Origin of the sequence: Corynebacterium comes, assembly GCF_009734405.1 — a bacterium.
Lineage (GTDB): Bacteria > Actinomycetota > Actinomycetes > Mycobacteriales > Mycobacteriaceae > Corynebacterium > Corynebacterium comes.
In genome coordinates, this window is the sequence record NZ_CP046453.1 from 1864877 (window position 1) to 1891029 (window position 26153).

The window sequence follows — 26153 nt, forward strand, 5'->3', positions numbered from 1 at the left end:
GTGTCCGAGCTACGACTGAGTCCCCTGCACGACCGCCACGAGGCACTCGGTGCCACGTTCACCCCTTTCGGCCCCTGGAACATGCCGTTGAAATACGACAATGAGCTCGATGAGCACCGCGCCGTGCGCACCGCCGCCGGGTTGTTCGATCTCTCCCACATGGGTGAGATCCGGGTGATCGGCGAGGACGCCCCCGCTTACCTGGACCATGTGTTCATCTCCACGCTGTCGACCATGCCGCTGTTCAAGGCGAAGTACACCATGATCGTCGACGAGTCCGGCGGGATCCTGGATGACCTCATCGTCTACCGACTGGGCGACACCGAGTTCCTGGTCGTCCCGAACGCCGGCAACACCGACGTGGTGTGGGAGGCCATGCAGGCGCGTGTGGAGGACCGGGCGGTGTCGCTGAGCAACGAGTCGCAGGACCTCTCGCTCGTTGCCGTCCAGGGCCCTCGGGCGGAGGAGATCCTCCTGGAGCTGGTCTCGGAGCAGGACCGTGCGGCCGTGACGGAGATGAAGTACTACACCTGCGCCTACATCGACCTCCTCGGCGAGCGGGTCCTCTGCGCGCGCACCGGTTACACCGGCGAGGACGGATTCGAGATCATCACGTCCAACGCACACGGACCGCAGGTGTGGGACGCCCTTCTTCGCGCGGGCCGGGACCACGGCATCCGCCCGGCCGGCCTGGCCGCCCGCGACTCCCTGCGACTGGAGGCCGGCATGCCGCTGTACGGCAACGAGCTCACCCGTGACATCACCCCCGTCGAGGCAGGGATGTCGGCGGTGATCCAGAAGAAGGCGGTTCCCTTCGTCGGCAGCGGCGCCCTGGTCGACCGCGAGCCGACCGAGTACATCATCGGTCTGCGCGGCCTGGGCCGCCGGGCCGCGCGTTCGGGCGCCGAGGTGTACCTGGACGACGAGCTGATCGGCCACGTCACCTCCGGGCAGCCCTCCCCCACCCTCGGTTACCCCATCGCCCTGGCACTGCTGCGGACGGACGTCACCGGGCAGGGCGTGGAACTCGAGGTGGACATCCGCGGTAAGCGGCATCCCTTCGAGATCGTCGTAACCCCCTTCTACACCCGTCCCGGCCGCTAGAATCAGCCTCTGACACAACCTCTACCGGAAGGCTCCAGTCACATGTCCACGCTGCCCGAGAACTTCTCCTATTCCGAGGACCACGAGTGGATCGACTCCACCCCGGAGGCCGCCGTCGGCGCCACCGTGAAGGTCGGCATCACCTCCGTGGCCACCGAGCGCCTCGGTGAGGTCGTCTTCGCCGAGCTGCCCGAGATCGGTGACACCGTCACCGCGGGTGAGACCTGCGGCGAGGTGGAGTCCACCAAGTCGGTCTCCGACCTCTACGCCCCGGTCACCGGAACCGTCACGGCCGTCAACGACGCGATCCACGACGACTACTCCCTCATCAACTCCGATCCCTTCGGCGAAGGCTGGCTCTTCGCCGTCGAGGTCGCGGAGGTCGGACCGCTGATGACGGCCGAGGAGTACGCCGCAGCCAACGGCGTCTGACCCTCTGAGCGGGGTACCCTGTACTCCATCATGACTGCGCCACGTAAACCCTTTTTCCCCGCCGACCGTTCGATCCGGGCGGATGATTCTCCCCTGGAGATCCGCCGCCTGGGACTGGTGGACTACCAGCAGGCCTGGGAACTGCAGGCGGAGCTCGCCGCGCAGCGTGCCGCGGATGAGATCGGTGACCAGGTGCTCATCCTCGAGCATCCCAGCGTCTACACCGCCGGCAAGCGCACCCAACCGGAGGACCGTCCCACCAACGGGCAACCCGTGGTGGACGTGGACCGCGGCGGCCGCATCACCTGGCACGGTGAGGGGCAGCTGGTGGCCTACCCCATCATCAGGCTGGCAGATCCGGTGGACGTGGTCGATTATGTCCGCCGTCTCGAGGAGGCGGTGATTGAGGCAGTGCGTCACGTCGGCGTCGTTGAGGCGGGGCGTATCGACGGCCGCTCCGGTGTCTGGGTCCCCGCCTCCGACACCCGCCGCGACCGGAAGGTGGCGGCCCTGGGGATCCGCATCACCCGCGGCGTGACCATGCACGGCCTGGCGTTGAACTGCACCAACACCCTCGATTTCTACGACCACATCGTGGCCTGCGGCATCGATGACGCAGACGTCACCACCCTCAGCCTTGAGCTGGGTCGTCAGGTCACGGTCGAGGAGATGACGCCGCCGCTTCTCGACGCCCTCGAGGCCGCCCTCGCCGGCCGCCTCAAGGTCGCCGACCACACCTTCGCCGAGGCGCCGGACCCGACCAAGGGGCTGCCGCGCGCCCCACGCCAGGGTTGACCTGGGTTTTTCCGCCTATTAATAAAGAGAGTAGGGTGAGGGCGTGACTATCGCACCTGAAGGACGCAAGCTGCTGCGGGTGGAGAAACGCAACGCGCAGACCCCCATCGAGACCAAGCCGCGGTGGATCCGCAACGCGGTGAAGACAGGCCCCGAATACGAGGACATGAAGAAGAAGGTGGCCGGCGCTTCGCTGCACACCGTCTGTCAGGAGGCCGGCTGCCCCAACATCCACGAATGCTGGGAATCCCGTGAGGCGACGTTCCTGATCGGCGGAGCGAACTGCTCCCGCCGCTGCGACTTCTGCCAGATCAACTCGGCCAAGCCCGACCCGCTCGACCGGGACGAGCCCCGCCGCGTCGCTGAGTCCGTCCGCGAGATGAACCTGAACTACTCCACCATCACCGGCGTGACCCGTGATGATCTCGAGGACGAGGGTGCCTGGCTGTACGCCGAGGTCGTCCGTCAGATCCACGAGCTCAACCCGAACACCGGCGTGGAGAACCTCGTCCCGGACTTCTCCGGCAGGCCGGAACTGCTGGCAGAGGTCTTCGAGTCCCGCCCGGAGGTCTTCGCCCACAACCTGGAGACCGTGCCGCGAATCTTCCGCCGCATCCGCCCGGCCTTCCGCTACGACCGTTCGCTCGACGTGATCCGCCAGGCCCGCGACTTCGGCCTGGTCACCAAGTCGAACCTCATCCTGGGCATGGGCGAAACCCCGGAAGAGATACGCGAGTCGCTCACCGACCTGCACTCCGCGGGCTGTGACATCATCACCATCACCCAGTACCTGCGCCCCGGCCCGATGTTCCACCCGATCGACCGGTGGGTGAAGCCGGAGGAGTTCATCGAGCACAAGGAGTTCGCCGAGGAGCTCGGATTCGGCGCCGTCATGTCGGGTCCCCTGGTCCGTTCCTCCTACCGCGCCGGCCGTCTCTACTCGGAGGCCATGGCCGCCCGTGGTCTGGAGATCCCGGAGAACCTGAAGCACCTGGCCCAGACCTCCCAGGGCAGCACCGACCAGGAGGCGACCACCCTGCTGGCCAAGTACGGTCCTTCCCAGGACACACCGGTCGCCTCACGTTAGGCGGAGGTCCTTACCTGGCCTAAAGTAGAGCCCATGGCAGACGATAAGCAGAAGGCGGCCGCCAAGGCCGCGAAGTCCGAGGCGAAGGCCGCCAAGCGGGGCAAGTTCAAGCAGACCTGGAGCCAGTTCTGGCAGGCCTTCAACTTGCAGCGCAAGCAGGACAAGAAGCTCCTGCCGCTGATGATCCTGGCGATCGTCGGCCTGGGTGCGCTGTTCTTCCTTCTCGGTCTGATCTGGGATGCGCAGTGGTTCATGCTCCCCCTGGGCATCGGCATGGGCATCGTACTGGCGATGTACATCTTCTCCCGCCGCCTCGAGAGCTCCATGTACGACCGCGTCGGCGACCAGCCGGGCGCGGCCGGCTGGGCCCTGGACAACCTGCGCAACACCGTGGGCATCGTGTGGCACTCCAAGCAGGGCATCGCCATGAACCGCACGCTGAGCGCCATCGTGCACCGCGTGGTGGGTAACCCGGGCGTCGTGCTCGTCGCCGAGGGTAGCCCGGCCGCCGCGAAGGAGCTGATGAACCAGCAGAAGCGCCGCCTGGACCGCCTCGCCGGTGACGTCCCCGTCTACGAGATCTACGTCGGAGACGGCGAGGGGCAGGTTCCGCTGAAGAACCTGCAGCGTGAGCTGCTCAAACTTCCCCGCAACTACAAGAAGAACGAGGTCTACGCCGTCAACGCCCGCATTGAGGCGATGGACACCATCGGTTCCTCCGCCCCGGGCGCCGGCCTGCCGAAGGGTCCCATGCCGAAGGGCGCCAACCTCTCCGGCATGAACCGCCGCATGCGTCGCGCCAGCGAGCGTCGCTCGAAGTAGCCGCCACCTGCCAGACCACGTGATCCCGCGTCCGCTCTTCGGAGTGGCGCGGGATTTTCGGCTTCCGGAGGGTCTTTTGAACCGGGGTCTGGCACGATGATCAGGTGACCATTTTCGTGGAGAATCCTCTGCTCGCCCTGCTGCTGATCATGACGGTGGGTCTGCTCCTCGGCCAGATCCGGGTGTTCGGTTTCCGCCTCGGGGTGGCTGCCGTCCTCTTCGTCGGCCTGGCGATGGCCGCCGTCGAGCCGGCGATCCAGATCCCGTCGCTGATCTACGTCGTCGGGCTGTCGCTGTTCGTGTACACGATCGGACTGGAGTCGGGCCATGACTTCTTCGCCAACTTCCGCTCCAAAGGGCTGCGGAACAACACCTTGGCGGTCAGCATCTTCCTGGTTGTCACCGCGGCCGCCTACGGCCTGGTGAAGCTCTTCGGCATCGATGCCGTCACCGGGGCCGGTGTGTTCACCGGGGCGCTGACCAACACCCCGGCGATGGCCGCGGTCGTGGACTCGCTGCCCTCTCTGATCACGGACGCCGGTGAGCTGCGGACGGCAGAGGCGCTGCCACTGGTGGCCTACTCTCTGGCCTACCCGCTGGGCGTGATCATCGTCATCCTCGCGATCGCCGTGACGGCCAGGGTTTTCCGGGTCGATCACCATCAGGAGGCCATTGACCACGGTGTCGCCGTGCACGAGCTCTACACCCGCCGCATCCTGGTCAAGCGCGAGGACCTGGGCACGATCGCGGACCTGCCGGAGGATCTGGGCCTGGAGGTCGTCGTCTCCCGTCTGGAGCGCGAGGGCACGGAGCGTCTTCCGGGACGCAGCGCCCGGGCGAAGAAGGGTGATGTCCTGTCCGTCGTGGGTACGAGCGAAGAGCTCGGCCGCGCGGAGGAGCTCATCGGTGAGGCCCTGCCCGGGGAGCCCTTCCACGGCCATGACCTGGATTACCGGCGTATCTTCGTCTCCAACGAGGACCTGGTGGGCATCCCCCTGTCCAAGCTTCGCCCCCAGCTCTCCGGCATGCTGATCACGCGGGTGCGCCGCGGCGACCATGACATGGTGGCCGCCCCGGAGACGATCCTGCAGCTGGGCGACCGGGTGCGCGTCGTCGCCGCGCACGACCGCATGGGCAAGGTGACGCGCCTGTTCGGCGATTCTTATCGACGCCTCTCCGACGTCAATCTCCTGCCGCTCGTTGCGGGTCTGACGATCGGCGTGGCCCTGGGCATGATCTCCATCCCGCTGCCCGGTGGCGCGGTCCTGAAGCTGGGCAGCGCCGGTGGTCCCCTCGTGGTGGCGCTGATCCTGGGTGCGCTGGGCAGAACCGGCCGGATCGTGTGGCAGGTGCCCTATGGCGCGAACCTGGCGCTGCGCCAGATCGGCATCACCCTGTTCCTCGCGGCGATCGGCACCACCGCCGGCGCGGGGTTCCGGGCCGCGCTGTCCGATCCGACGTCATTGACGATCATCGGCATCGGTGCCCTGATCACCCTGTTGATCTCCGTGCTGGTGCTGGTGATCGGCCATAAGGTCATGCACATGTCGTTCGGCGAGACCGCCGGCATCCTGGCGGGAATGCAGACCCACCCCGCGGTCCTGTCCTACGTCAACGACGTCACCCGCAACGATCTGCCCGGCCAGGGTTACACGTCGGTGTACCCGGTGTCGATGGTGTCGAAGATTCTCCTCGCCCAGGTACTGCTCTTCCTGCTGTTCTGACCATCCCCGAGAATTGTCCCGCGCGGACTATTGCCAACTTACGTGACCCGGGTTACAATTCACATATGCTTCACCGAACAAAAGAAAACACAGAAGGTACCCGATCTGAAGCCACGAAAGTGTCGGAAGAGACAGTACGAAAAGTGTAGGTTCGACTGAAGCCGCAGATCCCGGGTCACCGTCGCGAGACAGAGCCCGGGATCTGCAATTTCCGCCGCCTCCTACTTACGCTCCCCTCAGCCGCGGATGACGGCGGTGCCGGTGGCGCGGTCATGGAGACCGCGGCCGTCGGAATCCACCATCGCGGCCGGCAGGATCAGCGAGGTCAGGACGGTGCGCACGACGGCGCGCCAGAGACCGACCCGGGCCCCGCCGACGTCGGTACGCGCAATGCCCATGCTGAGCACCATGTGGCCCGGGGTGCGGGCGAACAGCCAGCCGGTGACGATGCCCAGGATCATCCAGAAGATGAGCGTGACCGTGGGCGTGGAGCCGAGGACGTCGGTGTAGCTGACGAAGGCGCCGGCGAGGAGCCAACAGATGATCCAGTCGATGGCCACCGCCCCGGCGCGACGGCCCACCGAGGCCATCGAACCCGGGCCGGACTCGGGGAGCCCGATTTTTTCGCCCGGCCAGCGACCGGGTGCGTAGGGATCATCGAGTTCACCGGGGATCTGGGGGCCGTCGAGCCAGCTGCGCTTTGGGTTCGCCATACACTAGAGACTAGCCGGGGGTCCGGGGGCAGTGAAAACGTGATTTCCGCTTCACCTTTTGATAGCTCGACAGATATTTGTTTAGAATGGTCGACAGGTACTCAGGACGTCCCGGACTCATCTGTAGACTGAACGAGATACCGCCCGACTGAGCGTCAACCCCACTAGGAGTCATCGTGGCATTCAACACCATCGAAGATGTCGTCAAGTTCATCAAGGATGAAAAGGTCGAGTTCGTCGACGTCCGCTTCACGGATGTGCCCGGAACCGAACACCACTTCACCATTCCGGCCTCGATGTTCGACGAGGAGGCGGCGGAAGAGGGCCTCGCGTTCGACGGCTCCTCCATCCGCGGCTTCACCACCATCGACGAGTCCGACATGAACCTGCTGCCGGACATCGCCACCGCCAAGATCGACCCCTTCCGCGAGGCCAAAACGTTGAACATCAAGTTCTTCGTCCACGATCCGTTCACCCGCGAACCTTTCTCCCGCGACCCGCGCAACGTCGCCCGCAAGGCCGAGGAGTACCTGGCCTCCACCGGCATCGCCGACGCCTGCTTCTTCGGCGCGGAGGCCGAGTTCTACCTCTTCGACTCCGTCCGTTTCCGGACCGACATCAACTCCGGCTTCTACGAGGTCGACTCCGATGAGGGCTGGTGGAACCGCGGCGCCGAAGAGCGTCTCGACGGCCGCCCCAACCTCGGATACACCAACCGCGTCAAGGGCGGCTACTTCCCGGTCCCGCCCTACGACCAGTCCGTGGACATCCGCGACGAGATGGTCCGCCACCTGAGCAACGCCGACTTCAAGATCGAGCGCTTCCACCACGAGGTGGGCACCGGTGGCCAGCAGGAGATCAACTACCGCTTCAACACCCTGCTCCACGCCGCCGACGACCTGCAGTCCTTCAAGTACATCGTGAAGAACACTGCATTCGCCAACGGCAAGACCGCCACCTTCATGCCCAAGCCGCTCGCCGGCGACAACGGCTCCGGCATGCACGCCCACCAGTCCCTGTGGAAGGACGGCAAGCCGCTGTTCCACGACGAGTCCGGCTACGCCGGCCTGTCCGACATGGCGCGCTACTACATCGGCGGTATCCTCCACCACGCCGGCGCCGTCCTCGCGTTCACCAACGCGACGCTCAACTCCTACCACCGCCTGGTCCCGGGCTTCGAGGCCCCGATCAACCTGGTGTACTCCCAGCGCAACCGCTCCGCCGCCATCCGCATCCCGATCACCGGCTCGAACCCGAAGGCCAAGCGCATCGAGTTCCGCGCACCGGACCCGTCCGGCAACCCCTACTTCGGCTTCGCCGCGATGATGCTCGCCGGCCTGGACGGCATCAAGAACCGCATCGAGCCGATGGCTCCGGTGGACAAGGACCTCTACGAGCTCCCGCCGGAGGAGGCCGCCGCCATCCCGCAGGCACCGACCTCCCTCGAGGCCTCCCTGGCCGCGCTGCAGGAGGATTCGGACTTCCTCACCGACGGCGACGTCTTCACCGAGGACCTCATCGAGGCCTATGTCAAGCTCAAGTACGACAACGAGATCTCCCCGGCACGTCTGCGCCCGACGCCGCACGAGTTCGAGATGTACTACGACTGCTAGAGCAGAACCAGGTAGAAGCCCCCTCCCGCACTGCGGGAGGGGGCTTCTACAGCTGTGCCAGCACCTCCTCCGCCATGACCGCCTGGCCGACTGGCGTGGGGTGCATGGGGAACGCACCCGTCTGCCAACCGAGGAAATCCACCCACCGCTGCCCCGGCTCAGCACAACCGGTGTGGTCGGCCGCCGCCGCGGGCAGGACCGTCTCGGCGTCGTGGCGTGCCGCGGCCTCGGCGACGACCCGATTGATGTCTTCACTGAGGGAGACCACCCACGCACGGTCGGTGTCACTGAGAACCTCCACTTCAGCGCACCGCTCCCCCGGCGCGAGCAGCGGAAGATAACCGGTGGCGATCACCCGGGCACCCTCGGAACGCTCGTCGATCGCCCGGTACACCTCGTCCAACCGGCCGGGCAGCTCGGCCACACGCGCGGAGACGGGGGCCTCCCAGGCTGCGGCACAGTTCGAGGCCTGGCGGGTGTGCATGGCCATGAGGAAGCAGCCGGCAATGTCACCGAACCCGATGTCGTTGCCGCCGATGGACAGCGTCACCAGGTCGGTGGAGTCGGCGAGCGCATCAACCTGGGCGGGGATTATTTCCGAACCGGCGTCCCGGGGCCGGAGGAGGTCAGCGGTGACGGCACCCTGGCAGGTGGCGTCGAGGCCGGTGACCTGGGCGTCGGAAAGCACACCCGCGGGATAGTTGTCGCTGGAGCGCAGGCAGTAGTCGGGTCCCGTGGTTTCCGCAGACGTGCTGCCCATGGCGGCGTAGGAGTCACCGAGTGCCACATAATTGTAGGTGGGGACGGGCACATCGACAGGAGCGGAGCCGGGGACGGGCGAGTCGGTCCCGCACGCCGCCAGGCCCAGGCACGCGAGGATAACGGATGTCAGGATGTGCCTCTTCACACGCCACACCCTAACGCCACCGCCGGGTCAGTGATACTCGGGCAGGGGTTCCAGGGTGGTGTCCGGGTCGCGGAGGACGGCCTGGACGCGGGCGGTGCTCTCCTCGTCCCAGTCCGCCGGTTCGAGGATGCCCACCCACATTCCGACGGCCTCCGGGCCGAAGGCGTGACCGTGGCCGGCAGGGACCCCCGCGGACAGCGCCATGTCGCCGGTGACCTGCCAGAAGGTGACGAAGGGCAGCCAGCGCATGGCGGGGTTGATGTCCTCGCCCAGGGGTTCCTTCATCCAGTCCGGCTCCCGCAGGAGCAGGTCGAAGGACCACCAGGTGATCGGATCGCTGCCGTGCTGCCAGAAGACGATGCGCGGATGCTCCCACTCGCCCGGCAGCTGAAGGTCCTCGGCCTCCGCGGCGAAGCGGGTGTGCCTCCCTCCGTCGACCACCGGAAGTCGCTGCAGCGAGCCCGGGTCGCGGTCCCGGGTGATCCGCTTCCACGGCTGGGAGAACTCCGGGGTGCCGATGAGCAGTGCGCCGTCGAGACGCGAGATCATGTCCTGCTCCGAGGCCGTCGCCCCCTGGGCGCCGTAGGAACCCAGGCTCTCCCCCATAACCACGAGCTGTGGCCGCTGATCCTCGGGCAGCTCGGACCACACCGCGTAGACCTTCTCCAGGAGCACCGTGCCGGCCTCCAGCGGGGTCCGCCTGTCCGCGATGAAGGCGAAGGGACTCTGCAGGTGACTGTACTGCATCGCGGCGATGGCGGAGTCACCGGCGTTGATGTACTCGAAGGAGTCGGCGGCCGCCGAATTGACCCAGCCGCGCCCTGTGGTGGTCACCACGGCCAGGGCCCTGCGTTCGAAGGCACCGGTGCGCTGCAGCTCGGCGACCACCCGATCGGCCACCTCAGGGAGGGTCTCCGCTGAGGCGACACCGGCGTACACCCGGATCGGTTCGATGGCCGGACGGCCGGTCACCCCGGTGATCTGCTCCGGGCCGGGACCGCTGGCCACGAAGGTGCGGCCATCCCTGCCCAGGGTGTTCCAGTCCTCCCCTGACGCGGGGGAACCCGATCGCAGCGGATCCGTCGGCTGCACCACCCCCTGCCGGGTTTGCTGGTCCTGGGCGTAGGAGGCGCGCTCCGCGACGGCGATCATGGTGCGGATGCCCACGCCGTCGATGAGCAGCCATCCCACCACCACGACCAGGAGGAGACCGCCCAGGCGGGCGACCGGGCGCGGGACATACCTGCGACCGGCCCTGGTCAGCCGGTTACTCACCGCGGCGATGCCGCGACCCGCCTGGATGAGCAGCAGCGCCACGATTAGCGCCACGAGCAGCACCAGCGAATAGAGCACGCGGGAGTCCTTGTCCACCCCGATGAGATCGCGGCTCACAGACTGCCAGTGCGCGCCGAGCACGGCGAACAAGGGGACCACCACAACTGCCGCGGCGGCCAGCAGCCACCAGCCGAGGCGCCGGAGACGGGCGGAAGGTTCCCAGTTCACGCCCGCCCAACGGAGGATCTTCGCACCGGCGACCCCGACGCCGTAACCGATGGCCAGGCTGATCCCGGTGGCCATCGCCTGCATGTACCAGACCCGCGGGAGCAGGGACGGGGTCAGGGACCACGAATAGAAGACCAGCGCCACCGCCAGACCGGCGGGGTGGAAACCCCGCAGGTAGCTCAGGAATCGGTGACGGAGAGAGGATGGGGTGGCCATCGGAGACTCTTTTCTCGCGGCGCCCTCCGGAGAATCCCGGGGGCAGACATCAACAGTGCCGGGCGGCGGCCCACGCGCCGACCGGACCTGCCACCCTCCCGTGAATGCTAATGGTCGCCTGCGCCTCAGGCGCGCGGAACCACATGGGCGGTGCCGTAGAACACAGATCCCCGCACCGGAGAATCTCCGGTGCGGGGATCTTGAACCGTCAGGTGGTGCGCTCAGGCGTTGACGGAGATCTTCTCGCCGACCTTGACCAGCTCCACGGCGACGGCCTCGAGCAGCTCGGCGGTGGTGTCGTTCGGGGCGAACTGGAAGTCGACGAAGTGGTCGTCGAAGGCGAGGCTGGCCTGGGCCTCCAGGGGCTGCATGCCGACGTTGTTGACCACGTCGCGCCAGTGGTTGACGGCGCGGACGCCGCCGCCACCGCCGTAGGAGAGGAAGCCGACCGGCTTGCCCTCCCACTCCACCTTGAGCAGGTCGAAGGCGTTCTTCATGGTGCCCGGCATGGAGGCGTTGTACTCCGGGGTGACGAAGATGTAGCCGTCGTAGGCCTTGATGGTCTCGGACCATGCGATGGTCTTCGGCTCGTCGTAGTTGCCCGCGGCCATGATGGGCGGGGTGGCTGCGGTGAGCTGGTCGAGGTCCTGCTCGGCCAGGTCGATGAGCTCGTAGGTGTGGCCGTCGCCGCGGGCCTGGAGCTGGTCGAGGGCCCACTGGCCGATGGTGCGGCCGTGGCGACCGGTGCGGATGGATCCGACGAACACTGCGATCTTCATGATTTCCGGTTCTCCTTTAAACTTTTTGCTGACGTGACCACACTAACCACCTCTTGTAGACATGTCAACATCGTAGCTCGCAGTTGTGTCACGATCATCGACCCAGGTGGCCGAGTGACCGGCCACACTGTTGAATGAAGTAATGGATACAGGAAACATGCACGATGCGAAGCAGGCGGCCAGGAACGCCGCCGACGCGGCCGGGGACCACCCCGCCCTGACGACGCTCGCCCGCGGCGGGTTCGTCGTCCTGGGAGTCGTGCACATCCTCATCGGCTGGATCGCCGTGCAGATCGCCACCGGCTCAGGCGGCGGGGAGGCGTCGAACTCCGGGGCACTGAGCACGATCGCCCAGGCGCCGGGCGGGCAGTTCCTGCTGTGGGCGGCGGTGCTCGCCCTGGTGGCGCTCGGCCTGTGGCGACTGACCCAGCTGTTCACCGGCAACGACGTCAAGGAGAAGGCGAAGGGCGGTGTGATGGCCGTGGTGTACCTGTCGCTGGCGGCCACCACGGCGACCTTCGCCGCCGGCGGCAGGACCTCGGACAGCGAGACCGTCACCGACGTGACGGCCACGGTCCTGTCCCGGCCGTGGGGCGAGGTGCTGGTGATCATCGCCGGCCTGGTGGTGATCGCCGTCGGCGTGTACAGCATCGTACGCGGGGTGACCAGGAGTTTCAGGGAGGACCTGGAGGCCGGCGCCGGGGCCGGCGACGTCGGTTCCGCGATCATCGTCGCGGGCGTGGTCGGCTACATCGCCCGCGGCGTCGCCTTCGCGGTGCTGGGCATACTCATCGTGTGGGCCGGCTGGACGAACGACCCCGAGGAGGCGGCGGGTCTCGACGCCGCGCTGCGGACCCTCGGCGAGCAACCCGCGGGCAGCGTGCTGCTCATCATCATCGGCGTGGGACTGGCCCTCTACGGCCTGTACTCGGTGGCACGTGCCCGCTACGTCAAGATGTAGCTAGCACTCCTCACGTGGGCTGTCGATGAAGATTCCGCCCGGCTCGTGCAGTTCGCCGAGATTGTAGGCCTCGCGCAGATTCGCCTCGGTGAGGACCTCCCCCGGGGGGCCGTAGGCCACCACACGCCCGGACATGAGGACGACATGATCTGCCGCCCGCGCCTCGTCCAGGTCATGGGTGGTGTGGACGACGGTGCGACCCGCGTCGGTCTCGTCGTGGATGATCTCGTCGATGATGCGTGCGGACACGATGTCGAGGCCGGTGAGCGGCTCGTCGAGAAGCAGGACGTCATGATCCTGCGCGAGACCCTGGGCGACGTAGACGCGCTGCCGTTGACCGCCGGAGAGTTCATCCAGGTGGCGCTTGGCCAGGGCGGTGACGTTGAGTCGTTCCATGACCTCCTCCACCCGACGCCCGTCTCCGGCGCCGAAACGGCCGAACCAGCCCGTCGACGGGTAGCGGCCCATGCGCACCACCTCGCGGACGGACAGCGGCACGCCCTCCGGGAAGGTGACCGACTGCATGACGTAGCTGACGCGACGTCGAGAAGCGACGGGCGTGCCATCCAGGACGGTCAGCTCACCGGCCTGCGGCTCGATGAGCCCGCCGAGGGCGTGCAGCAACGTCGACTTGCCCGAACCGTTTGGCCCGATGATGGCGGTCAGCCTGCCCGTCGGGATGGTCACGTCCGAAGGCTGCACCGCGACGACCCGTTCATAGCCGAGCTGGACCTGTCTCCCGACGGCGAGGTTCCGGCTCATGCCGCCACCTCCTGCCGGGTGACGTTGCCACGGAAGCGACGCCGCAGGTACTGGAACTCCATGAGCAGGAGGAACGCCACGATGGGGACCAGTGCCATCGTCGCGGCCGCGGCCGTGCCCAGATGAAAGGAGAGGATGAGGCCGATGACCACCGAGGAAGCGCCGATGAGGGCGGAGACCACGATCATCGTGGGAATCGACCGGGTCAGCAGGGCCGCGGTGGCCGGCGGGGCCACCAGCAGGCTGAACACCAGCATCGTTCCCACGGCCTGGAAACTGCCGATGACGCTGGTGGCGATCAGCACGAGCAGGAGCGCATGGGTCAGCTTCGGGCGCATGCCCAACGACTCCGCCTTGACGGGGGAAAAGGACAGTGCCATGAGGGGGCGGTAGAGCAGGAGGGAACCTGCGATGACGAGAACCGCGAGGATCGCCTGCTGCCTGATCGCCTCCCACGACACACCCAGGGCATCACCGAAGAGAATGCTGGTCAGGGAGCCGCTGTAAGAGTCGGAGCGCGAGATGATGACCACGCCGAGTGCCATCATCCCCACGAAGAGCAGTCCGATGGCGGTGTCCTCCTTGAGGTGGGTGTGCCGGTGGATCACCTCCACGGCACCGACCATGACGGCCGCCGCGACGGCCGCGCCCAGGAGGGGGTTGAAGTCGAAGACCACGGCTGCGGCGATGCCGGGCAGCACACCGTGGACGAAGGCGTCGCCGAAGAAGCTCATGCCCCGGAGCACGAGCCACACGCCGACGGTGGCGCTCATCACCGCAGCGATGAGTCCACCAATGAGTGCCCGCTGCTGAAAGCCCAGCAGGAACGGGTCAAGTATCCAGTCGATCACGAATTAACTGTAGTCCTCTTGTTCCGTGTTCTTCCGGGCGATCAGGACAGTGCCTCGACAATGAGGCGGGCGTTCTCCCGCATCATGCCCTGGTAGTCGGCCGCCCCGGAGCCCTCGGGGCCGACGGAACCGACGTAGAGGGGGACGACCGTGACCGCCTCGCCGACCTCGGCGGCCAGAGCGTCGACCAGGCCCGGGTTGACGGCGGTGTTGGAGAAGATCGCCGGGACGCCCTCGTCCTTCACCACACCTGCCAGGCGTGCCAGGTCCCGGGAGGAGGGCTGCGCCTCGGTGGAGCCACCCGGGACGACGACGCCGACGGCACGGAAGCCGTAGGCCTCGTTGAAGTAGCCGAAAGATTCGTGGTCGGTGACGAGCGCGCGGCGGTCCTCCGGAACGGCCGACAGGGTCTCGCGGAGCTCGGCATCCAGCGCGTTCAGCTCGTCGGCGACCCGGGTACCGCATTCGGACCACCCGGTGTCGCCGCTACGCTCGGCGACCTTGTCGCCGATCAGCCGGGCCGCGTCAGCCATGCGGGCGGCATCGAGCCAGAAGTGGGGGTCGAGGTCGCCGTGCTCGTCCTCGGCGTGGGCGGCGTGCTCCTCCGCGGTCTCGCCCTCGTGCCCTGCCCCTGCCCCACCTTCACCGAAGGGCAGCGGGTTGATCTCCTCCGCGACGTGAAGGACTTCGGTGCCGTCCTCCTCGACCTGGTCGAGCGAGGCGGCGAGACCGCCCTCGAGGCCCAGCCCGTTGGCGATGACCAGGTCAGCCTTGACCATGTCCGCCACCTGCGAGGATGAGGCGGAGAAATCGTGGGGGTCCGCACCGACCGGCATCAGGGTGGTGGATTCACCGCCGGCACAGGTGGCGATCTGGGAGGTGACGCTGCCCAGCGGGGAGGTGGTGACGACGAGGGAGATATCGCTGTCGCCGGAGGCGTTGCCGGAACTGCCGGCGTCGGTCGAACCGTCGCCCGAGCATGCGGACAGCGTGAGAGCGGTGGCGACTGTGAGGGACATGGCGATACGGGCCCGCATGGCGGATCCTCCTGGAATATTATTGAAAACCTAATGAAAACTGTTGTCAACAGTACTCCGATTTCGCGGTCCCCACAACTGCAGGAACCGTCCCGGCCGGCACCGGAGGAGTTCGGGCTCTACTTCAACTGCTGATCTCCCCTACCCCGCGGCGCCGAACAACGCACCCGCGAAGTAGGTGAGCGCCAGTCCCGCGGCGCCACCGATGAACAGCCGCATGCTGGAGCGGAGGCGGGAGGTCCCGGCCAGGGTTGCCGCGATGAAGCCCGTGAGCAGCAGCGCGATCAGCGTCACCACGGTGACTACCGGTGTCGCCCACTGCGCCGGCACGACCAGCACGGCGAGCAACGGCAGCGCTGCTCCCAGGGTGAAGGCACCGGCCGAGGAGACCGCCGCCGCGACGGGGCTGGTCAGGTCCTCGGCCTCGATACCCAGCTCGAGCTGCAGATGGGCGGGCAGCGCGTCCTTCTGGTGGATCTCGGTGGCCGCCTGCGCGGCGGTCCTGTCACTGATGCCGTAACTGGCCAGGATTCCGGCCAGCTCGGCATGTTCCGCCTCGGGGTCATCGGCGAGCTCGGCGCGTTCCTTGGCCACGAGCATCTTCTCCGAGTCGCGCTGGGCGGAGACCGAGACATACTCGCCGAGCGCCATGGACACGGCTCCGGCGATCAGAGACGCCACACCCGCCGCGAGGATGGCTCCCTCCCCTGCGCCCGCGGCGATGACGCCGAGTAGCAGGGCTGCAACTGACACGATGCCGTCATTGGCGCCGAGGACGCCGGCGCGCAACCAGTTGAGTCGGGAGCCGTGTCCTGCATCGTGGGGTTCGTTCGAGTGCCCTGCCAGGGCGGCTGAGAAGGTCATGCCTCCAATTGTCCTCCTTCCCGCCGGAATCCGCGCTCGAAATGACGTCCCGCCGGCGTCTGCAGTTCCCGGAGCGTCTTCGCCTGGCGGCGGGAATCGAAGGTCTCCTCCACCAGGCGGCGTGCGTTGTGGACCAGCTGCGTGCAGTCCGAGCGCAGCGCCTCGTCGATGGCGTCAGTGAGCTTGCCGACGCCGCCCGCGGGCACCAGCCGGCCCGTCCGCCCGGTGATGATCACCTCACCGACCGCGGTGACGTCGGCCGCCACGCAGGGGATGCCGCAGGCCATGGCCTCCAGCAGCACGGTGGGCAGCCCGTCGGCGTTGCCGTCCGCACCGACGACGAACGGTGCGACGAACAGCCGGCGGGTGCCAAGCAGGTCGCGTACCTCGGATTGGGTGAGCGGGCCGAGCAGCGTGACGGCCTCGCCGAGACCGGCGCGGTCGATCTGCTCCTGCAGCTCTTCCCGTAGCGGACCGTCGCCGGCGATCTCCGCGGTGACGGCCAGCCCACGTTCCCGCAGGCGTCGGACGGCCTCGATGAGCTGGGCGAAGCCCTTCTTCTCCACGAGACGGCCGACCGCCAGCAGGCTCAGGTCGTCCCCGCGTTCCGGGGAGAAGGGGAAACGCTCCAGTTCCAGGCCGTTGTAGACCAGCGTCATGCGCCCGGCCGACTCCGGGAATCGGGCGCGCAGATGCGCCAGGTTGTAGCGGCTGATGGTGACCGCATGGTGGGCGTCGGCGAACTTCTCCCGCAGATCCTCCTCCACGACCGACTCGTGGAAGATGTCCTTGGCGTGCGCGGTGAAGGAGTAGGGCAGTCCGGCGATGAGCCCGGCCAGGCGCGCCACGGTGGCGGCCATCGTGGCGAAGTGGGCGTGGAGGTGCGTGACCCCGAGCTTCTTCGCCAGGACCGCGACCTGCGCCGCCTGCCCGGCGTCGTCCGGGCGGTGACGCAGCAGCTCAGCCAGGTGCGGGCCAGCCTCCGGTGTGAGCATCTGCCACAGGCCCGAGGCACTGACCGGGCGTGGGACCTGGATGACCGGGGCCTGTACCCGCGCCAGCTCGGGATGGAAACGGGTGTCGGTGCAGGGGCGCATGGAGAAGATCACCACCTTCTCCCCTCCCGCCTCCCGCGCCAGAATCTCAGACACGATGAACGTCTCCGAAAAACGCGGGTACATCTTGAGCACGTAGCCGATGACCGGCTGGTTCCGCTCAGTCATAGCGGGTTGCCTCCTCTGTGCGCGGGTCCGTCCTTGTCCTGTCACCCCGCAGTCTAGGAACCTGTGGTGAACCCCGGGTGACATGGACGGAAGGGCACCCTAGTCTGGGCGGGAACGACCCCGACAGGAATGGCTCCCACGCGTGAAGACCTCCGACCGACGCCACTGGCTCGTCCTCGCGGCTCCCGAGGGGCCGGACCCGGGGGGCGTCGATAAGCTACGTCGTCTCCTCGACCGTCACGGCCTGGTCGCGGGGCGGACCGACTCCCTCCTGCGCGCCCGGGACGGATCCCTGCCCCTCATCGGCGGGGAGGAGACCCCGGTGGAGTCCGCCTGGCTGGGGCCCGGCGCGCACACCCCTTATTTCCAGGTCCACGGTATCAGCGCGAACCTGGCGCAGTGCCGTCTGCTTTTCGACGTCGCCGTCACCGCCCGCCTGCTCATCGGCGTGGAACCCGGCCCTCCCCACGCCGTGATCTGCGGCGGTGTGCTGGACGCGGATGATCTTCCACCGGGGCTGGACATGTACTGCCTGGTCGATTCAGCCGAGGAACTCCACGCCTGCCTCCACGGCGGCGATGAGGCTTGGCACTATGACCGGCCTAACTGACATAATGAGCGGCATGAGCGAAGCGAACTTCCCGCCCTGCCCCGAATGCGGCAGCGAGTACACGTACGAGATGGATCCCCTTCTGGTCTGCCCCGAATGCGGCCACGAATGGGACCCCGCCGCCCCCGCCGAGGATGAGGGACCGGTGATCAAGGACTCGGTGGGCAACGTGCTGGCCGACGGTGACTCCGTCACCGTAGTGAAGACCCTCAAGGTCAAGGGCGCGAGCCAGCCGATCAAGGCGGGCACCACCGTGCGCAACATCCGGCTGGTCGACGCCTCCGACGGCCATGACATCGACGCCCGCGTGGAGGGCTTCGGTCAGATGAAGCTGAAGTCGAGCATCGTCAAGAAAATTTAGACTCCGGGTCCCGGGGCTACAGCTCCATGGTCCCGGAGTCGCCGCCGGTGCGGTCGCCGGCGACCCGCGACTTGAGGATCCGCGCCAGCGCAGACATCTTCCCGCCCGGCAGACCCCAGTACTGGGCGGACTCGGAGTCTGCCCGGATCAGCCCCAGGGCGGGATCGTCCTTACCCTCGAACCAGCCCTCGACGTCCCTGTTCCACAGCTCGTCGACCTTCGCGCGGTCCTCGACGAACTCGACCTCGGCCGCCACCGACAGCCAGGTGCCGGCCTCGGACACCGCAAGGTTGACCTGCGGGCTGGCCTTGAGCGCCTCCGCGTGTCCACCCCGCAGCGAGATGAAGAACCACACATCCGCGTCATCGGTGACCTGCTGGGGAACCATCGGATGTGACAGCAACCTGCCGTCCGTGTCCGTGGTGGTCATCATGACCCAGCTCGCGTCGCGGAGCTTGGTCACGACATCTTCCTTCGTGATCTCATCGGCCATTGCGTCTACCTCCTGTGTGAGAGAGCCCGCGGTGGGGTGCCGCGTCTTATGCCGCCCAGCATAGGTACGGCGCGGACTGTGTGCCAGGTCACTGCGAAAGGCACCTCCATCGGGGACCTCAGGGCTGTCGCCCGGCGCGTTGCGCGAGGTACCTGATGTTGCGCATCATCTCTTGGCTCATGACGAAGCTGATCGGTTCCACCAGCGCCGGGGAGCTGAAGAGCTTCTCCTGCCAGGTGGGTCCAGCAGAAAAGCTCAACCGCTCGATCAGGCGGGTGCTCCCCTGCCCGGCGGGCCGAAGATGCAGCGACCATCTGCCGGCGGTGACAGGTTGCCCCGGGTCGGCGGACTCAGCGGGTGATGCAAAGAGCACCAGGTCCCGGCCCGGTTCGACATGTGCCAGGGACAGGGCGACTCTGGGCGCCAGCCTGATCTCCCGGACCTGGGAAAGGTCCTGGTGTTCGGGAAGGATCCGGTCGGTGTTCCGGATCCGGCAGCCGATGAGGTTCTCCAGCCGTTCGAAACTGTAGAGCCCGCCCCGGCCCTGCCCTATCTGCGCCAGCCAGGGCCAGACTTCCTCGGCAGCGGCGTCGATGGTGATCGCGTGGGTGACGCTCCAGTCGGGCCGGGGAAGCAGTTCGTCCCCGGGCCAGGTGGCGGCGAGCTCCTGCGGGGTGGCTCCCCAGGATCGGCGGTGCCGCCGGAGCGCCGGCCCGCCCACGATGTGCCCCACCATCCGGAGGGCGGCCGCGATGTTCAGTCCCCACCCGCGCCCCACGTCCATCCGGACCCCCTCGTATCGGCCACCCTGCATAAGACTCAGTTGTTGGCCACTGTAAAATTCCCTCCCCTGGAAGTCAACGGGAAAAGGGCAGGCCCCGGCCTCCTACATCTGAGCGCGCTTGGTGTAGCCCATCCGCGGGCGGAAACCGGCCGGGTGCTTCATCTGGGCGACCGCGTCGGCGATGACCATCCGGAAACGCGGACCGATCGGCGGAAGCTTCGAGATCTCGAACCAGCCGACGTCGACGGATTCCTCGTCCCCCACCGCCGGGGTGTCATCCCCGATCACGCTCAGGCGCATGGCGGTGTCCATGTAGCGGGTGACATCGCCGTTGTCATAGGTGACGGGGCCGACGGCGCCGACGCCGAGGAGGGCCTCGACGCGGACGTCGAGAAGCGTCTCCTCCTTGACCTCCCGGACGGCGGTGACGTGCGGCTCCTCGCCGGGGTCACAGATGCCGCACACGGGGGTCCACTCACCGTTGTCGGCGCGCTTGACCAGCAGCACCTCGGGGACGGCCCAGATCGGGGCGCCCGGCGGGACGTCGCGGACGACCACGGCGGTGACGGCGGGCAGCCACAGCTCTTGGTTTCCGACCTTCTCGCGGAGTCGGAGGATGAAATCAGGGATGGGCACTGGAGGGTTCCTCTCGTGTCGGCAGCTCAGTGATCTGGTCGGCGATGTCGTCCTGGCGACGGTACCGGAAGCGGGACACCAACCTGCGCCGGGGCGCGGCGGGATCGAGTCCGACGGCCCGGCTGATGCGCCCCAGCGCCCCCGGGTCGGCCGGGTTGATCCAGGTGTCAAGGCCGGTGGCGTTGAGCACCTCGGCGATCCCGCTCAGTCCCTCCCGGCGCGGGGTGGCGTGCTGGACATCGAATCCGCCCTCGCCGGAGAAGGTGAGCCAGATGCGTTCGCCCTGGCTGATGCCTGCGGCCTCGAGGAAGCGGCGGATGGTGCTGATGGTCGCGCCGGTGCGCGACATGCTCACGGTCTGCTCACCGAGGGGACTGGGCAGTGTGCGCTTGTCCAGCATCTGCACCTGGAGCGCGGCGGCCACGCCCCGGGGGATGCCGGAGCCGGAGCCGCGGAGGTGGTCGGAGGTGACGGTGGTGAGCCACACCAGGTCCTCGCCGATGCGGTAGAGACCGGGTGTCTCCGTCGGGTCGGCGTCGACCTCCTGGATCTCCTCCGCCCGGCTGACCTGCCCGTCGACGGTCTGGAAATCGGCCGAGGACGCGTAGAGGCGCACGGATGACTCCGCCACGCCGAGGGTGGTCACGGCCTCGTCCAGCAGATGGTCCAGGGGAACCGGGCCGCCCTCGACGCGCCTGCCGATCCACTCCGCCAGGGACGAGTACTCCTCCATCCCCCAGTCCCGCAGCGCCCACCGGTCGCGTCCGGTCCGGGTGATGCGGTCGTCGGCGGACATCGCGTTGGTCAGCGTCCGTGGATTGGTGTCGCCGAGCCGCTCGACGATGTCCAGGCTGCTCAACGGCTCGCCCTCGATGGCCAGCAGGGCAGCGGCACGGTCCTGCGTGGATCGGTTACGGGTGAGGATGTGATCGCCGTACAGGGTCGCCTCCCCTGCCAGGCGGGTCCGCAGGACATGGGCGTCCACGCCCAGGTTGTCTGCCACCGCAGGCAACGCCACCACGCCGAAGTCGTCGGCGAAGTCGCTCAGCGCTGCGGCGAGGTCATCCGCGAATCCGGCGCGCTGGAACCAGTCGCCGGAGATCTCCCACTCGTCCGCCAGCCATTCCAGAGTGTCCAGCATGGGGTTGCCTGCCACGGGCCCCTCCCCCATCAGGGCAGGCAGCTCCCGACGGAGGTCCGCGAGCGGGGCGAGCACCCCGAAACGTCGGCCCAGGGCGTCGAGCACCAGGTGGATCGAATCATCCGGTTCCACCAGTCTCCGCTTGAGCCGGGTCTCCAGCTGACGGATCCGTTCACGGGTGACCTGGTGGCGGGAGCCGATCTCCTCCAGGGTCTCCTTCCCCAGGATCCGGCCGGTGAAGATGTCGAGGTCGCGGGCGTCGTGGCCGATACGGGCTGCCAGCTCAGCGCGGGAACGGTGGATCGCCGCGGTGGCGGGGTCGGACCAGTAGGGGTCCTCTGCCAGGGTGTCCAGCGCATGGGCGACGGTCGGCGGTGCCGTCTCCCGGGGAAGGTGCGGCAGTTGACCGAGCAACGCCAGCCACTCGACCACGGTCTGCACCCCCGGCTGCGGGGCGGGGCCCTGCGGGTCGTCGAGGTAGATGTCCCCGGTCTCCACCGGCAGGTAGTCCTGGACCTCCGGGGTGTCGAGGGCGGAGTGCACCACGGCGACGAGTGTGCGGTGGACGCGGAGGCGGCCGAAACCGGGGACGTCGGAAAGCTGGGTGACCGAGGCGTCGAGGGGCCGCGGGTACAGGTTGAGCCAGCGCGCGATCACCGCCCCGGTGCGCGGCAGGGAGTCGGGCACCTCCGCCGGGTCGAGGCGCGGGGAGATCTCCCGCAGGGGAACGTTCCGGTGCCGCTGCAGCCAGGCGTGGGCGATGTCGTCCGGGCCGGACGGATCCACCCCCAGATTGTCCAGCCAGGGGAAGACACTGGAGAAGGAGGGCGGAGACTCCTCCGGCGCTTCCGGTGCCGGGTCGAGGGGAACGAGATCTCGCAGCATCCGGGCGAAGGTCGTCTCGTCGACGATGGGGACTCCGTGGTCACGGGCCTTGCGGGCCTTGACGCTCATCGTGTCCGGGTTGGCCGCCACCACCAGTGCGGACAAACGTGTGACGGCAGCGACCTCCAGCCCGGCCGCCCGCGCCCGCTGCTCCCAGGTGTCGCGCCCGAGGGTCAGTGCCCCCGTGAAGGTCACACGGTCACCGGGACGCAGACCGACGTCCTCCGCCTCGCCGTAGACGGGTTCAGCGATCAGTGCGTCCACCGATGCGGGATCAACCGCCAGCTGGACGGCGATGTCATGCAGCTGGGTGCGCTCCGTGGCGGTGACCACCCCGTCGGCCCAGGCCTCAACCGCGAGCTGACGCAGATAGTCGAGGTGGATGTCGTTGACCTCCTCGCGGCTGAGGCCGGCCCGCTCCGAGGCTGCCACCAGCTGCTCGATCTCGGACACCGATAGGGAGGCGTCGAGAAGCGCGCCCCGCAGGAGGCTGCGGTAGCCGTCCACCTCGGCCACGCCGGTGGCGGGGACGTTCGCGGAGACACGCTCCAGCCAGTGGTCGGATTCCGACTCCCCCCGGAGGCAGAGCTGCTGGCGCGGAATGTCGACGGGCGCCGGCCACTGCAACGGGGTCGCCGTGCCCTGGGTGGCACTGTGCCGGGTGACCAGTGTGCGGTAGAGGTCGGCGGTGGCGCTGGCGTCAGCCAGGGCGGCGTGGGGGCGGTCGTTGCCCAGCCCGACGCTGTCCAGGCATTCGGACAGCCGCTGCGGGGCGCCGGGCAGCAACCGCCGGGAGAGGATCCGGGTGCACTGCGACCACCCCGTCCCTCCGGGCAGGTCGACGTCCAGGCGGGCGTATTCGGCGGCGAGGAAGCGGGTGTCGAAGGGGGCGTTGTGCGCGACGATCACGCGGCCTCCGAGAAGCTCCGCCAGTTCCGCCGCCACACCCTCGAACTGCGGCGCGCGCACCAGTTCGGTGGCGGTGATGCCGTGGATGTGGGAGTTGTCGATGTCGCGCCCCGGCTGCACCAGCGTCTGCCACGTCGCCTCCTGCCGGAGGTCCCGGTCGAGCAGGACCACGCCGATCTCCAGGATCCGGTCGGACGGTCCCAACCCGGTGGTCTCCAGGTCGACGACGGCGACGGGGTGCGGAACGAGCGGCATGGGAAACTCCACGGTGAGAGGGCGGAAACGATGACAGGTCCGGACCTTAACCGGTGACCCCGACATGGGGCTGATACTCCGCCCCCGGGATCACACGGTCAAGGACGGCCTGGATGGCGGGCATGGAGGTGTATGACATGGTCATCTGAGCCCCCTCCGGTTCGGAACAGGCCACGTCCCGGTCCGAATCACGGGTGCCGGACACGAGTCCGACGATGACGCGGTGGCCGTCGAAATCGGCGTACACCGGGCCACCGGAGTCGCCCGCACGCGCACACACCTGGGCGGTGGCGGCCACGGCGCTCAGCTCCACCCCGTTGTGGTCGGCGAGGATCTCCACGCCGACCGGGTTGATCGGTTCGCCGCAGGTCTCGCCCGTGGTCATGCCGAACTTGCAGATGACCTCCGGCAGCTCACCGACAGTCTCCGCGACGATCGTGTCGGCCTGCGGGTCCGGGGAAGACATCCGGTACCAGGGGTTGGTGATCTCGATGACGCCGACGTCCAGGCGGCTGGATGCCTCGTCGTAGAGATCGGAGTAGATGAACGTGCCCACCGGGGCGCTGAAGTCGGCCTCGACTCCGTCAACCGTTGCCCACACCTGATTGCCGGGCATCCCGCAGTGGGAGGCGGTCACGGCGTACCCACGGTCGCCTGCGGTGAAGCTGTAGGCCACGGTGCACTGCCCGACCTCGATGGTCTCCCCGGGAACCGGCACCGTCTTCGTGATGGTCACCCCGGTCCCCGGCGCCCAGGGGCTGGCCGTCGGCGCACGGAATTCGGTCGGTACCTGCCGGGGTGCCGCCGCCACCACCTCTGCAATCGGGGTGGGGTTCTCTGCCTGGTCCGTCACGGACCAGGCGATGAGCGAGCCCACGCACGCGGCGGTCACCGCGGCCAGGCCCGCCCAGACGCGGGTGTTCACTGCTGGTCTGCGCCGTCTTCCTCAGCAGCCTGCTCAGCCGCTTCCTCAGCTGCTCTGGCCTTGATCTGGGCGGCGAACTTCTCGGGATCGAAATCCTCGAAGTACTCCTGGCTCATCTTGAATTCCATGCCCATGGTGAGTGCTAGACCTCCGTCGTGCGGATGGAGTCGGTGATGAACTTCTTGACGGTCTCGGCGTCGTTCGGCAGGTCGGTGACATGACGCTCTGCGTCGAGGACGTCCGCGAAACGTGCCGGGGTCTCCGGCTGCTGTCCGGTGGCCTCCTCGATCGTCTCGGCGAACTTCACCGGCAGCGCGGTCTCCAGGCAGACGATCGGCGTGTCGATCTCTCCACGCCAGTCACGCGCGACCTTCACGCCGTCGGCGGTGTGGGGGTCCAGCATGACGCCGAGACGCTCGAAGGTGTCACGGATGGTGGCCACGCGGTCGGCGTGGGTGGAACGGCCGGAGGCGAAACCGAAGCCGGTCGGATCGGTGGCGGCGGGGAAGGCGGGGTCCCCGGACACCGAGAAGCCACCGTTGCGGACCCGGACGCCGAAGTAGTCTGCGATGCGGGCGGCGTCACGGCCCAGCAGATCGAAGACGAAACGCTCGAAGTTGGAGGCACGCGAGATGTCCATCGACGGCGAGGAGGTGGCCAGGGTCTCGTCGGCCGGACGCGGGCGGTAGTCGCCGGTGCGGAAGAACTCGTCCAGGACGTCGTTCTCGTTGGTGGCGACAATGAGGCGGTCGATGGGCAGGCCCATCTGGCGGGCGATGTGGCCTGCGCAGATGTCGCCGAAGTTGCCGGTGGGCACGGAGAAGGAGACCTTCTGGTCGTTGCTCGCGGTGAGCCGGAGCCAGGAGGAGACGTAGTAGACGACCTGCGCCATCAGGCGTGCCCAGTTGATGGAGTTGACCGCGCCGATGCGGTTGTCGCGCTTGAAGTCGGCGTCGGCGGAGACGGCCTTGACCACGTCCTGGCAGTCGTCGAAGACGCCGTCGAGGGCGATGTTGAAGATGTTCGGATCTTCCAGGCCGAACATCTGGGCCTGCTGGAACGGCGTCATGCGGCCGGCCGGGGTGAGCATGAACACCCGGATGCCCTTACGCCCGCGCATGGCGTACTCCGCCGAGGAACCGGTGTCGCCGGAGGTCGCCCCGAGGATGTTCAGGGTCTCGCCGCGACGGGCAAGCTCGTACTCGAAGAGCTCACCGAGCAGCTGCATCGCCATGTCCTTGAAGGCGGCGGTCGGCCCCTCGGAGAGGTGCCCGATCCACAGTCCGTCCTCGAGTTCGGTCACGGGGACGATGTCCTCGTGGGCGAACTTCGGGGAGGTGTAGGCGCGCGCGGTGATCGCCTCGATATCCGCTGCCGGGATATCGTCGATGAAGAGCTTGAGCACCTCGGCCGCCAGGGCCGCGTAGCCCTTGTCAGCCAGCAGTGCCCGCCACTGAGTCAGCTGGTCATCGCTGATCTGCGGGTACTCGGCGGGCAGGTAGAGGCCACCGTCGGGAGCCAGGCCACCGAGCAGGATGTCGGTGAACTTGGCGGGCGTACGGGAGGAGTCGCGCGTCGAAATGTAATCCACGGGCTCAACCATACTTCGCCCGGCCACGAAGGTGCTCATCATCCCACCCGCGGTGCGTGGCCGGAGGTGCCGGAAGCGCGCCCCGCCGACCGGGCTCGGGAGATCGACGATGACGGGCTGGGCGAGAAAAAGGGCGTCGACAAGCAACGCACGGTAACGCCACGGTCTAA

Annotated in this window: 26 protein-coding genes; 10 read left to right on the top strand and 16 right to left on the bottom strand. The window is 67.8% G+C overall.

Annotation, left to right across the window (positions count from 1 at the left end):
- The 6 genes from gcvT to CETAM_RS08960 all read left to right on the top strand — a co-directional run bounded on the left by gcvT (window position 1) and on the right by CETAM_RS08960 (window position 5964).
- The gene (gcvT, locus tag CETAM_RS08935; RefSeq protein WP_156228535.1) at window positions 1-1104 is read left to right on the top strand and encodes a glycine cleavage system aminomethyltransferase GcvT; all 1104 of its coding nucleotides are present in this window, start codon (window positions 1-3) and stop codon (window positions 1102-1104) included.
- A gap of 42 nt (window positions 1105-1146) precedes the next feature.
- A complete protein-coding gene (gene gcvH, locus CETAM_RS08940; RefSeq protein WP_156228536.1) occupies window positions 1147-1536 on the top strand; it encodes a glycine cleavage system protein GcvH in 390 nt (129 codons plus the stop codon).
- A 30-nt stretch (window positions 1537-1566) separates the two neighbouring features.
- On the top strand, window positions 1567-2331 hold the full coding sequence (gene lipB / locus CETAM_RS08945; protein ID WP_156228537.1) for a lipoyl(octanoyl) transferase LipB: 765 nt from the start codon (window positions 1567-1569) through the stop codon (window positions 2329-2331).
- A 43-nt stretch (window positions 2332-2374) separates the two neighbouring features.
- On the top strand, window positions 2375-3418 hold the full coding sequence (gene lipA / locus CETAM_RS08950) for a lipoyl synthase (protein WP_156228538.1): 1044 nt from the start codon (window positions 2375-2377) through the stop codon (window positions 3416-3418).
- Between the two features lie 33 nt (window positions 3419-3451).
- Complete coding sequence (locus CETAM_RS08955) at window positions 3452-4240, top strand: DUF4191 domain-containing protein (RefSeq protein ID WP_156228539.1); 789 nt, start codon at window positions 3452-3454, stop codon at window positions 4238-4240.
- Window positions 4241-4344: 104 nt separating this feature from the next.
- Window positions 4345-5964: an aspartate:alanine exchanger family transporter gene (locus tag CETAM_RS08960; RefSeq protein WP_156228540.1), complete on the top strand. Its 1620-nt coding sequence runs from the start codon at window positions 4345-4347 to the stop codon at window positions 5962-5964.
- Between the two features lie 236 nt (window positions 5965-6200).
- Here the strand turns inward: CETAM_RS08960 and CETAM_RS08965 are convergent, their stop codons facing one another.
- On the bottom strand, window positions 6201-6677 hold the full coding sequence (locus CETAM_RS08965; RefSeq protein WP_156228541.1) for an RDD family protein: 477 nt from the start codon (window positions 6675-6677) through the stop codon (window positions 6201-6203).
- Window positions 6678-6853: 176 nt separating this feature from the next.
- Between CETAM_RS08965 and glnA the strand changes: the two genes are divergently transcribed.
- Window positions 6854-8290 carry a type I glutamate--ammonia ligase gene (gene glnA, locus CETAM_RS08970; protein WP_156228542.1) on the top strand — a complete coding sequence of 479 codons (1437 nt, stop codon included), beginning with the start codon at window positions 6854-6856 and terminating at the stop codon, window positions 8288-8290.
- 46 nt (window positions 8291-8336) lie between these two features.
- Here the strand turns inward: glnA and CETAM_RS08975 are convergent, their stop codons facing one another.
- From CETAM_RS08975 to CETAM_RS08985, 3 genes are all read right to left on the bottom strand, one after another.
- The gene (locus CETAM_RS08975; protein ID WP_231587421.1) at window positions 8337-9197 is read right to left on the bottom strand and encodes an SGNH/GDSL hydrolase family protein; all 861 of its coding nucleotides are present in this window, start codon (window positions 9195-9197) and stop codon (window positions 8337-8339) included.
- A gap of 27 nt (window positions 9198-9224) precedes the next feature.
- Window positions 9225-10916, bottom strand: a complete 1692-nt coding sequence (locus CETAM_RS08980) for an alpha/beta hydrolase (protein ID WP_197085709.1) — start codon at window positions 10914-10916, stop codon at window positions 9225-9227.
- Between the two features lie 221 nt (window positions 10917-11137).
- Window positions 11138-11695, bottom strand: coding sequence for an NADPH-dependent FMN reductase (locus CETAM_RS08985; RefSeq protein ID WP_156228544.1), 558 nt, complete (start codon window positions 11693-11695; stop codon window positions 11138-11140).
- A 142-nt stretch (window positions 11696-11837) separates the two neighbouring features.
- Between CETAM_RS08985 and CETAM_RS08990 the strand changes: the two genes are divergently transcribed.
- Entirely contained in the window at window positions 11838-12656 is an 819-nt protein-coding gene (locus CETAM_RS08990; protein WP_156228545.1) for a DUF1206 domain-containing protein, read from the top strand.
- Here the strand turns inward: CETAM_RS08990 and CETAM_RS08995 are convergent, their stop codons facing one another.
- The 5 genes from CETAM_RS08995 to CETAM_RS09015 all read right to left on the bottom strand — a co-directional run bounded on the left by CETAM_RS08995 (window position 12657) and on the right by CETAM_RS09015 (window position 17393).
- The gene (locus tag CETAM_RS08995) at window positions 12657-13418 is read right to left on the bottom strand and encodes a metal ABC transporter ATP-binding protein (protein WP_156228546.1); all 762 of its coding nucleotides are present in this window, start codon (window positions 13416-13418) and stop codon (window positions 12657-12659) included.
- Window positions 13415-14269: a metal ABC transporter permease gene (locus CETAM_RS09000; RefSeq protein WP_197085710.1), complete on the bottom strand. Its 855-nt coding sequence runs from the start codon at window positions 14267-14269 to the stop codon at window positions 13415-13417. The genes CETAM_RS08995 and CETAM_RS09000 overlap by 4 nt, the downstream gene beginning before the upstream one ends.
- A 41-nt stretch (window positions 14270-14310) precedes the next feature.
- Window positions 14311-15306: a metal ABC transporter substrate-binding protein gene (locus CETAM_RS09005; protein WP_156228547.1), complete on the bottom strand. Its 996-nt coding sequence runs from the start codon at window positions 15304-15306 to the stop codon at window positions 14311-14313.
- A gap of 141 nt (window positions 15307-15447) precedes the next feature.
- Window positions 15448-16170, bottom strand: coding sequence for a VIT1/CCC1 transporter family protein (locus CETAM_RS09010; protein ID WP_156228548.1), 723 nt, complete (start codon window positions 16168-16170; stop codon window positions 15448-15450).
- Window positions 16167-17393: a glycosyltransferase family 4 protein gene (locus tag CETAM_RS09015; protein ID WP_156228549.1), complete on the bottom strand. Its 1227-nt coding sequence runs from the start codon at window positions 17391-17393 to the stop codon at window positions 16167-16169. The genes CETAM_RS09010 and CETAM_RS09015 overlap by 4 nt, the downstream gene beginning before the upstream one ends.
- Window positions 17394-17535: 142 nt before the next feature.
- On the opposite strand from CETAM_RS09015, the gene CETAM_RS09020 reads away from it, so the two are divergent.
- Both CETAM_RS09020 and CETAM_RS09025 read left to right on the top strand, forming a co-directional pair.
- Window positions 17536-18003, top strand: a complete 468-nt coding sequence (locus CETAM_RS09020) for a hypothetical protein (protein WP_156228550.1) — start codon at window positions 17536-17538, stop codon at window positions 18001-18003.
- A gap of 13 nt (window positions 18004-18016) precedes the next feature.
- Complete coding sequence (locus CETAM_RS09025; RefSeq protein ID WP_156228551.1) at window positions 18017-18364, top strand: zinc ribbon domain-containing protein YjdM; 348 nt, start codon at window positions 18017-18019, stop codon at window positions 18362-18364.
- Between the two features lie 16 nt (window positions 18365-18380).
- Here the strand turns inward: CETAM_RS09025 and CETAM_RS09030 are convergent, their stop codons facing one another.
- From CETAM_RS09030 to thrC, 7 genes are all read right to left on the bottom strand, one after another.
- Window positions 18381-18857 (bottom strand): pyridoxamine 5'-phosphate oxidase family protein, encoded by a 477-nt coding sequence (locus CETAM_RS09030; RefSeq protein ID WP_156228552.1) that lies wholly within the window; start codon window positions 18855-18857, stop codon window positions 18381-18383.
- A gap of 118 nt (window positions 18858-18975) precedes the next feature.
- Entirely contained in the window at window positions 18976-19671 is a 696-nt protein-coding gene (locus tag CETAM_RS09035) for a hypothetical protein (protein WP_156228553.1), read from the bottom strand.
- 72 nt (window positions 19672-19743) lie between these two features.
- Window positions 19744-20277, bottom strand: a complete 534-nt coding sequence (locus CETAM_RS09040; protein ID WP_156228554.1) for an NUDIX hydrolase — start codon at window positions 20275-20277, stop codon at window positions 19744-19746.
- Window positions 20264-23467, bottom strand: coding sequence for an exonuclease domain-containing protein (locus CETAM_RS09045; RefSeq protein WP_197085711.1), 3204 nt, complete (start codon window positions 23465-23467; stop codon window positions 20264-20266). Before CETAM_RS09045 ends, CETAM_RS09040 begins: the two co-directional genes overlap by 14 nt.
- Window positions 23468-23513: 46 nt before the next feature.
- Window positions 23514-24392, bottom strand: a complete 879-nt coding sequence (locus CETAM_RS09050; RefSeq protein WP_156228556.1) for a trypsin-like serine protease — start codon at window positions 24390-24392, stop codon at window positions 23514-23516.
- On the bottom strand, window positions 24389-24526 hold the full coding sequence (locus CETAM_RS13710) for a hypothetical protein (RefSeq protein ID WP_197085712.1): 138 nt from the start codon (window positions 24524-24526) through the stop codon (window positions 24389-24391). Before CETAM_RS13710 ends, CETAM_RS09050 begins: the two co-directional genes overlap by 4 nt.
- 8 nt (window positions 24527-24534) lie before the next feature.
- Window positions 24535-25983: a threonine synthase gene (gene thrC / locus CETAM_RS09055; RefSeq protein WP_156228557.1), complete on the bottom strand. Its 1449-nt coding sequence runs from the start codon at window positions 25981-25983 to the stop codon at window positions 24535-24537.
- Between the last annotated feature and the right edge of the window lie 170 nt (window positions 25984-26153).